Origin of the sequence: Endozoicomonas sp. ONNA2, assembly GCF_024606365.1 — a bacterium.
Classification (GTDB): Bacteria; Pseudomonadota; Gammaproteobacteria; order Pseudomonadales; family Endozoicomonadaceae; genus Endozoicomonas.
In genome coordinates this window covers 1-5,094 of record NZ_JAHHPO010000295.1, presented here as the reverse complement: position 1 = coordinate 5,094, position 5,094 = coordinate 1, and the positions used below count along the sequence as shown (strand labels likewise).

The window sequence follows — 5,094 nt, the reverse complement described above, 5'->3', positions numbered from 1 at the left end:
GCTTGTAGCCCTTGGAAATCAAGGGTCAATATGGTTTCAACGAATAGTTACGAAATATATGATTCCACTTGCCCAACTACTTGAAGCAGATCCAATAATTCATGAGAGTCTGTAGCTTTTATCTCAAACTCAAACACCTATTCAATTTAATTGAGCAAACAAAAAACGATATTCATACGTTTTTTTGAATATCCGATACACTACTTTTAAGAATATCTATCTCCCTCTTTAAATTATCTATTGCCACACCAGAGGGGTAGATTTTGAAAAAAAGATCGAATTCATCAAGAGTTACTGACAAATAGCGAAGAGTAGCATCGGGCGATGTTTGCGACTTTAAATTTTCAAGTTCACTTTTCATTTTTTTTATGGCGCTGAAAGCAGGAATAGCGAAAAACCACTCACTGATATTGTTTTTTAATCCATCCAACCTCTGCTTCAGTCTGGCTTTCTCTGATGCAGAAGGGATTGTGTCAACCACCCTGTTTAAATGCAAAAACTGTTGGAAAACAGAGGCCAATTCAGCGGTGTTTTCGATTTTTTGATCCTTGGCTGACAATTTCTCCAACAACTGTTGTTCAATAGCACCTATATCAGCATAAAGCTGATTGGTCAAAATCATCTCGTTCGTGCCCGGCAGTTGATGAACACTCTCAGAATTCGTTTTGACAGCAATCGATTGTTCCTGAAGATTAATTGGAACGTTAATATCAGGTTGCGCTGTTTCCAGCTTGGGCCGACTCATTTCTTGCAGACCAAGCGATCTTGTAAAACAATCAAGATGCTCTTTATCCATTACAGGTCGCAAGGCTTTGAACAAAGTCATTGTCCATTTTACTGCTGCGTTTACTTTCGGATCTTCAACCAGATCTTCATCGAGCTGAAGCGGTGCTGAAGATGCAGTGATTGGCGTATCCCCTGACGAAGCTAATGGTAGTCTCGCTCTGGCAAACGTTGGGTTATCAACGGTTGACGGGCCTGGCTCTCTGACACCACGGCGCTCATTACCAGGGCCATTGGTAAAGGAGCCTGCTGCATCATTTACCCGAGAAGTACTGATATTAGATTGACTGACATCTCTGGCGTTAAACCTTGCAGTTGTTGAATCAACATTTGCGCTAACTGAGCCTGACTCATCTGCGCCTGATGCAACTGCAATTTTCGGCTGAAATACCGGACCCTGTGGAGGGAGTTGCGGTGTACTCATCTGAAGAATCCCTGGTTGTACTTTGTCTATTTGGATTTTAGACATCTTGGTAAAAGGGAAGTTCAACTTTCTACTTTGTATATTGTTGGCCTCACACTTTCTCAATGTTTCATGCATTTTCAGGTGAACCAGTATGCCACTGTGTTCGTAACTTCATTTCATAGTGCCAGATTGCACTGATCAACAGATTTTATCACTTATTGGTAACAAAGCTTTTAAGTAGCTGGCCACATGGAATCGAAAATTTCTGGCTACCCGGGCTGACCCTATGTGAGGCACAGCACAGAGAGCATAGCCGTAGCTATATGACCGGAGTTGTTATGAAGCACGACTGACTGCATGAATGCAGGAGCAATTGCCGGGTGTGCCAGCACAAGTACCCAAAAATATATGATTTCAAATGGTTAGCTACTTACCGCAAATAAAATCAACAGGGAGTCTCATTCGTGGCCACAAAAGGAATGAATATAGCTGTCGTCGGTTCCGGTATTAGCGGACTCTCCTGCGCCTGGCTACTTTCCAAACACCATAACGTAACCTTGTTTGAAAAGGATGATCGCTTCGGCGGCCACAGTCATACTGTCTCTGTGGGTGATGAGAAGCCCATTCCCGTCGATACCGGCTTTATTGTTTTTAATGAGAAAACCTATCCAAACCTGATTGCTTTTTTCAAACATCTGAAGGTGCCTTTTGTTCCTACAGATATGTCTTTTGCCGTTTCGCTGAATAATGGTTATACCGAGTACGCAGGTACTGATCTATCCGGATTATTTGCCCAGAAGAGCAATTTGCTCCGCCCCGGGTTCTGGCTAATGCTGGCGGATATTCTGCGTTTCTATCGCAACAGTGGAAAGTGGCTGGGCAGCCTTGACCATGAACAGGGTATCGATGCTTCTTTAACCCTTGGCCAACTGTTGCACCGTGAGCGCTTCAGCCAACGGTTCATTCATGATCACCTGATTCCCATGGGTGCTGCTATCTGGTCAACCCCGGCTGACAAAATGCTGGACTACCCGGCCCTGGCCTTTTTGCGCTTCTGCTCAAATCATGGTCTGCTGCAATTGTCAGATCGCCCTCAATGGCAGACCGTTAAGGGAGGCAGCCGGGCGTATGTTCAACGGATTATTGATGAGCTGGGTACAGCGGCGCTCACCAATCGCTGTATTCGCAAAATAAAACGGTTTTCTGACCGGGTTCAATTAACCGATTTCCAGGGTAAAGAGTGGCATTTTGACCATGTGGTTATGGCCTGCCATGCAGACACCACCCTCAGCTTGCTTTCTGAGCCCGACGAGTTTGAACAGCATTTGCTCGGTGCATTTACCTTTCAACGCAACAAGGCTCTGCTACACAGCGATGAACGACTAATGCCTGACAACAAAAAAGCCTGGGCCAGCTGGAACTATCTTGGTTCCAATACCTCAGATCAGGGCAATGAGACGGGTCCTGCGGTTACCTACTGGATGAATAACCTGCAACATCTCGACAGCCCGCCACTGTTTGTCACACTCAATCCCCGGCAGGAACCCGCAACCGATCTGATTCATGGCTGCTATCTTTATGACCATCCAGTATTTGATCGCGCGGCCATTGAAGCCCAGCAGAAAATATGGGAACTCCAGGGTAGAAATCGAACCTGGTACTGTGGCGCCTGGATGGGCTATGGTTTCCACGAAGACGGATTGCAGTCCGGCCTTGCTGTTGCAGAAAGCCTTGGAGGCATTCGCAGACCCTGGCAAATTAAAGGGGAAAACGACCGGCTTCATCGCCCGGACCTGTTTGGCCAGAGTTTTTTTGGCCCGGGTTTCGCCAGCGCTCAACTGACCTCCCCTGAACCTCAACAGCAGGAGCCCTGAGCATGGCGTCGTCCCGTGGTTCTTCTATTTACCTTGGCGAATTGAGGCATCACCGGTTCAAGCCGAAGAAGCATCGATTCTCGTATCGGGTGGCTTCCTGGTTGCTGGACCTGGATACCATTGAGACGCTGGATAAGCAGCTCACCCTGTTTTCCATAAACCGGTTTAATGTGGTGTCTTTCTACCCCCGCGATCATGGTGATGGTTCTCAGGCACCATTGCGGGAACAGATCAACCGGTTGCTTCACAACTATAATATTGAGACACCGGATAACGTCAGCCTGCTTTGTTATCCAAGGATGTTTGGTTATACCTTTAACCCGTTGGCGGTGTACTTTTGCTATCGGGATCAAAAACTCACCGCCATCGTCTACGAAGTCAGCAATACCTTTGGCGAAAGGCATTCCTATGTGGCGGCTGTCAAGCCTGAAGCACAGCCGGACGATGGACGATCGATAGAGTGTAACAAGCAAGCTTTTCCACAACATGTACAGCAACAGGCCAATAAGGCATTGCATGTTTCCCCCTTCTTTCCCATGAACTGCTATTACCATTTCCGGACCCACCCGCCCGGCGAGAAAGTAACTCTGGCCATTAACTTGAACGACGCCAGTGGCAAGCTGTTCACTGCCGTGTTCAAAGGTCTGCGCAAAACCATCACCGATCGTTTTATCGTAAAACAGGCCATGCTACTGCCACTGCAAACCCTGAAAGTCATGGCTGCCATTCATTGGGAAGCCCTGCGGCTCTGGTTAAAGGGCCTGTCAATTTACCCACACACGTCAAGAAATTTCTTTTTCAGCCATAGTCGTGCACAAATGCCCATGGTGAAAGAAAAAGATTTTGTGCCCTTCGCATCGAAGAAAAGCAAGGCAGCGAACAGGGAGAAAAAAAAATGAACTCAACCAGCTCCACGGCGATAACCGGCAAACCCTGGTTCTCTGGCCTGCGTAATGTAATCTCCTGGCTGGAAAAGCGCCTGGTTAATGCGGGGGTAAGCAGAATTGAGTTGTGCATTGATGGCAATGGCATTGATGGCAATGGCATTGATGAGAACGAAAGCGTGATGCTCGGGCAATTCCGGTCAGGAACGCCCATCCCCTGTCTGCAGATCCACAATCCGGTGGGTATAATCCAGCAAGGCAGCCAGGGGTTACTGGGCTGGACAGAGTCGTTTATTAATGGCGACTGGAGCACTCCGGACCTGAAAGCACTCACCGACTGGGCCATGGCCAATGAAGACAATCTGCAGGAGGTGATGGCAGGCAACTGGTTCAGCAATCTGTTTAACCGGATATTGCACAAAATACGCCGTAACAGCCGCTCCGGCAGTCGTCGCAATATTGCTACGCATTACGACCTGGGCAACGACTTTTATCAGCTATGGCTTGACCCGACCATGACCTATTCAAGCGCCCTTTATTTTGAGGAGCATGAAGACCTGGAAACCGCGCAGGGCAATAAATACAACACCATTGTCGATTGGCTTGAGCTTCGTCCGGGACATTCCGTGCTGGAGATAGGCTGCGGCTGGGGCGGCTTTGCCCGGGCACTGGGTCAACGGCATCAAGGTGCTTACCATGGGATAACACTGTCACAGGAACAGCTGGCCTATGCACAACAGATATCTTATAACAGGACCCATCAGTTCAGTCTCACGGATTACCGGGATATCCATGGACAGTTTGACCGTATCGTCTCCATCGAAATGATCGAGGCCGTTGGTGAAGAGCACTGGCCAGTGTATTTTGACAAACTATACCAGAGTCTGAATCCCGGAGGTTCTGCCATTATCCAGGCCATCGTGATTGATGACACCCGCTTTGAGGAGTATCGCCGTGGTGTCGACTTTATTCAGCGCTACATCTTTCCCGGCGGCATGTTGCCCAGTGACAAGGTGATGAAAAAACACGCCGAAAAGGCCAGGCTGGCTATTAGCAACACCCTCTCTTTCGGTCTTGACTATGCAAAAACCCTGAATGAATGGAAACGGCACTTTCTGTCGGCCTGGCCCGCCATTGAAAAGCTCGG

General features: G+C 48.0%; 4 protein-coding genes. 3 read left to right on the top strand and 1 reads right to left on the bottom strand.

What is annotated here, in order from left to right; genetic code table 11:
• Positions 1 to 172: 172 nt before the first annotated feature.
• Entirely contained in the window at positions 173 to 1,324 is a 1,152-nt protein-coding gene (locus KDK14_RS05260) for a hypothetical protein (protein ID WP_257263968.1), read from the bottom strand.
• Positions 1,325 to 1,653: 329 nt separating this feature from the next.
• Here KDK14_RS05260 and KDK14_RS05255 point away from each other — a divergent pair, with 329 nt between their 5' ends.
• The 3 genes from KDK14_RS05255 to KDK14_RS05245 all read left to right on the top strand — a co-directional run.
• Positions 1,654 to 3,063: an FAD-dependent oxidoreductase gene (locus KDK14_RS05255; RefSeq protein WP_257263967.1), complete on the top strand. Its 1,410-nt coding sequence runs from the start codon at positions 1,654 to 1,656 to the stop codon at positions 3,061 to 3,063.
• A gap of 2 nt (positions 3,064 to 3,065) precedes the next feature.
• Positions 3,066 to 3,962, top strand: coding sequence for a DUF1365 domain-containing protein (locus tag KDK14_RS05250; protein WP_257263966.1), 897 nt, complete (start codon positions 3,066 to 3,068; stop codon positions 3,960 to 3,962).
• Positions 3,959 to 5,094, top strand: a 1,136-nt coding sequence (locus tag KDK14_RS05245; protein WP_257263965.1) for a cyclopropane-fatty-acyl-phospholipid synthase family protein, incomplete at its 3' end; no start/stop codon positions are given. The genes KDK14_RS05250 and KDK14_RS05245, both read left to right, overlap by 4 nt.